Here is a 3,946-nt window from a genome sequence, read left to right on the forward strand (position 1 = left end):
ATGTAAAATTATATCTTGTGTTACATTTTAATAAATAATAAGGAGAATTTTCATGAGTAAAAATATTTTATGTTGTAAAAATATGAAAAGACATAATTTGGATTGCTTAATAGAGAATTTAAGAGATATACTTAATGATATCTGTGTTACCATTGATGACGTTGAAAATGATAATGAGAAACTTATTGTAAGTAGATGCTTAGATGAACTAATCGTTGAATATATGAAGCAAAACAGGAAAGAGAAGATGTTAAATTAGTAGAATAGTATTGAAATGCTATAAACTATAAGTTTATATTCATTCATATCTGAAATATGCAGTGCTCAATTACCTAAAGTACGAAAATTGGCAATAGGGGCACAATTCTGACATTAGATAGCAACTAATTCTTATTTCTACATACCTTTTTATAGAACATTCAGATATTTCTACATATTAATATGAATAACATAATAAAAGTTTCTTTTAATATGAGATAGTATATGATAAAATTAATAATATATTTACCAATTTTAACGATTAAAGAAAGTGAATAAAAAATGGCGGTTAGAATAAAAAATAAGAAGAGATTTGTAATTGCTAATATGACTTTACTTCTAATAATATTATTCATTGTGAAAGTAACTGTTTATGCAGCGAAGACAATAGGGAAATTAGTAAATAAGAAAAGTAAATATGCTGTTTCAGTTAATTATGATAGAAGCAAAAACGGAAATATTAAGATTGATGAAAACGAAAATTTTATAAGATTTGTTGTTAAACTGAAGGATGCGGAAAATTTCATTGATAGTGAACAAACTAATAAGGAAATAAAGCTTACCATTGATAGGACTGATAAGCTATTAATAAACTCGTCCAGTGATAAAGTGCTTGATAAATATTTAAAATTTTCTAAGGACATTTCAGGAAATAAACTGATTATAAAAAAGATAAATTCCGAAAATAATTTTGTGTACAAGCATTTTGATGACAATAATATAGTTATTCTTATAAGTAAAAATAATAATCCGTTCAAGGATGAGATAGTGTTGGATGCGGGTCATGGTGGAAAAGATCCTGGAACTAAAGCATCAGATCAATCGTTTGTAGAGAAGGATAAAACACTTGAAATATGTAAGAAATTAGAAGAAAAATTGGTGTATCAGGGCTGCAAAGTTGTTATGACAAGAAATCAAGATGATTTTTTATCTTTAGATGATAGGGTGAAAATATCCAAAGAGAGTGATGCCAAAGCATTTGTATCGATTCATATAGATTCAGATGAGGCTTCGACAGCCTATAAAGGAATAACAGTACATTATTATTATAAAAATAATTTAACAGAAAAGGCACGTGTATTAGCTACGGACATAGATGATAATATTGGAGCTAATGATACTTGGAAGAATAGAGGAGCTTTATATGGAAATAATTATTATGTACTGAAATTCAATTCAAAACCATCAGTACTTATAGAATGCGGATTTTCAAGTAATTCTGGTGATGTGAAAAGATTAAATGACAGTAAAATCGTTAATAATCTTGTTGGGTATATTGAAAAAGGAATTATGGACTACTTAGAAAGGTAACTTATATAAAGCACATTGATGTAAGTTACTGTTTGCATGACGGGAGGAAGAAAAATGAAATATAAACTAATATGTCTTGATATGGATGGAACTTTACTGAACAGCAATAAGGAAGTGACACCAAAGACTAAAGAAGCGATAAAAGAAGCTAGGGAAGCAGGTGCACATGTTGCAATATGTACTGGCAGGCCATTTGTATCAGCTTATCAGTATGCTGCATTATTGGGAATCGAGGCACCAATTATATCAGCTAATGGAGCTTTTATAAAAGATGCAAAGAGCAAAGCAGTGATATATAAGGAAATATTGGGCAAGAAAAGATGCAAATTAATATTAGATGTATTGCTAAAATATGAGATTATACCAAACTTTCATACCCCTGAGGCGATATTTACTGGAGGATATAATAAGCATTATATGGCTTACGATAAATTTAACAAAACAGCTGATGATGATAAAAAGATTAGCATAGTAATATGTGAAGATTGGGATAGGCTGTTTAATGAATATGAGAATAATATAGTTAAATGTATAGCCATAGATGATGATATAGATAAAGTTAGGAAAGCTAAGAAAGAGCTTTTAGAATTAGAAGAACTTGAAGTTGTGAGCTCCTACATCAATAACTTTGAAATTATGAAAAGCGGAGTTTCAAAGGGAAGTGGTGCAAAAAAAATGGCAGAGTTCTTGGGACTTTCAGCAGATGAGGTCATCTGCGTCGGCGACAATGAAAATGATTTGTCAATGATAAAGTATGCTGGACTTGGTGTATGTATGGAAAATGGAGAAGAGACAGTGAAAAAGCAGGCTGATTATATCACCTCCTCGAATGATGAAGATGGTATAGCAGAAGTTATAAATAAATTTATATTATCAAAGTAAAGATTAGCAGTATTGATATATATCAATACTGCTAATCTTTACACTTAAGCTATTATAATGTAGTATTTATATAGTTGAATTGCATTAAAATATATTTACTATTTTAGAATAGAGGTGTGAAATTGAATTTAAATATAGTACTATTTCAACCTGAAATACCACAGAATACGGGCAATATTGCTAGGACATGCGTTCTTACAGATTGCGAGTTGCATCTGATAAAACCACTTGGATTTAGTCTTGATGAAAAACAAGTACGCAGAGCTGGATTGGACTATTGGCCTTATCTTAAACTTCAGGTGTATGAATCTTATGAAGAACTTAGAGAAAAGTATAAGGATGGTACTTTTTACTTTTCAACGACAAAGGGCAAAAAAAATTATACCGATGTAAAATTTAAAGAAAATGATTTTATAGTTTTCGGAAGAGAAAGCTGTGGTCTTCCTGATTATATTAGAGAAGAAAACAAAGAGAATCTTATAAGAGTTCCAATGCTTTCTACTAGTACTCGTTCTCTTAATCTTTCAAACACGGTAGCTGTTGTTGCCTATGAAGCATTAAGACAATTAGATTTTCCTAATATGAAGTAGAAGGAGAAGCGATATGGACAAAATTAAAATAATAACCGACAGTACCTGTGACATACCTCCTGAGCTAGTAAAGAAATACGATATAGAAGTCATTCCATTATATATTACTTTTGGAGATGAGAGTTATCTTGATGGTGAAGAGATAAAATTGGATGAATTGATAGCAAGAATAGAAAAAGGAGATAAATTTCCAGGAACTGCGCAAATAGTACCACAGAGATTTTATGATATTTATAAGAAATATCTGAATCAGGGTTATAAAATAATATCTATTCATATATCATCTAAAATGAGTGGTACATATCATTCATCTTGTTTGGCTAAAGAAATGCTTGAAACAGAACATATATATAATATAGATAGTTTTAATGTAACAGCAGGACTTGGTTTATTGGTTCTTAAGGCTTGTCGTCTTAAGCAACAAGGGATGACTATAGAGAATATATATAACGAGATATTAAAAGCAATCCCTCATGTGAAAAGTGCACTTGCATTTGAAACCCTTGATTTTCTTGTAAAAGGAGGAAGGCTTTCTAAAACAGCTGGAACTATCGGTAACATTTTGGGCATAAAGTTAATCCTGGAAGTTAAAGATGGAGAAATGTCTGTTAAGGATAAAGTAAGGGGTAGTAAAAAGGCCGTTAGAAATATATTAGAGTATGTAAATAACACTGGAATTAAGGCTAATGAGCCAATATCCTTATTACATGTTCGTAATAAAGATATACTTGCAACATTGAGAGAAAACATTGTTGAAGAAAATATGGACTATATAGAGTGTGAAGTTGGGTGTACAGTAGGTGTTCATGCTGGCCCTGGAGCTTGTGGAATATTTTTTATTGAAAATTATTAATTAACGCAATTATATTTTATATTATAAAAATATGGGTATAGGTAACTATACC

5 protein-coding genes are annotated in these 3,946 nt (G+C 30.2%); all 5 read left to right on the forward strand.

Features of this window, described 5'->3' with window-relative positions:
• Positions 1-82 precede the first annotated feature (82 nt).
• The 5 genes from CLORY_RS22515 to CLORY_RS22535 all read left to right on the forward strand — a co-directional run bounded on the left by CLORY_RS22515 (position 83) and on the right by CLORY_RS22535 (position 3,894).
• Complete coding sequence (locus tag CLORY_RS22515; protein WP_169911732.1) at positions 83-259, forward strand: Spo0E family sporulation regulatory protein-aspartic acid phosphatase; 177 nt, start codon at positions 83-85, stop codon at positions 257-259.
• A 281-nt stretch (positions 260-540) separates the two neighbouring features.
• Positions 541-1,569, forward strand: coding sequence for an N-acetylmuramoyl-L-alanine amidase family protein (locus CLORY_RS22520; RefSeq protein WP_079428791.1), 1,029 nt, complete (start codon positions 541-543; stop codon positions 1,567-1,569).
• 54 nt (positions 1,570-1,623) lie between these two features.
• Positions 1,624-2,451, forward strand: coding sequence for a Cof-type HAD-IIB family hydrolase (locus CLORY_RS22525; protein ID WP_242954493.1), 828 nt, complete (start codon positions 1,624-1,626; stop codon positions 2,449-2,451).
• A gap of 122 nt (positions 2,452-2,573) precedes the next feature.
• Positions 2,574-3,041 carry a tRNA (uridine(34)/cytosine(34)/5-carboxymethylaminomethyluridine(34)-2'-O)-methyltransferase TrmL gene (gene trmL, locus CLORY_RS22530; protein WP_079428795.1) on the forward strand — a complete coding sequence of 156 codons (468 nt, stop codon included), beginning with the start codon at positions 2,574-2,576 and terminating at the stop codon, positions 3,039-3,041.
• Between the two features lie 13 nt (positions 3,042-3,054).
• The gene (locus CLORY_RS22535) at positions 3,055-3,894 is read left to right on the forward strand and encodes a DegV family protein (RefSeq protein WP_079428797.1); all 840 of its coding nucleotides are present in this window, start codon (positions 3,055-3,057) and stop codon (positions 3,892-3,894) included.
• Positions 3,895-3,946: the final 52 nt, after the last annotated feature.

Origin of the sequence: Clostridium oryzae (assembly GCF_002029235.1) — a bacterium.
Lineage (GTDB): Bacteria > Bacillota > Clostridia > Clostridiales > Clostridiaceae > Clostridium_AE > Clostridium_AE oryzae.

Coding starts and splice junctions, on each gene's coding strand:
- CLORY_RS22515 (WP_169911732.1), top strand. CDS start 83: ATGAAAAGACATAATTTGGATTGCTTAATAGAGAATTTAAGAGATATA.
- CLORY_RS22525 (WP_242954493.1), top strand. CDS start 1,624: ATGAAATATAAACTAATATGTCTTGATATGGATGGAACTTTACTGAAC.
- CLORY_RS22520 (WP_079428791.1), top strand. CDS start 541: ATGGCGGTTAGAATAAAAAATAAGAAGAGATTTGTAATTGCTAATATG.
- CLORY_RS22535 (WP_079428797.1), top strand. CDS start 3,055: ATGGACAAAATTAAAATAATAACCGACAGTACCTGTGACATACCTCCT.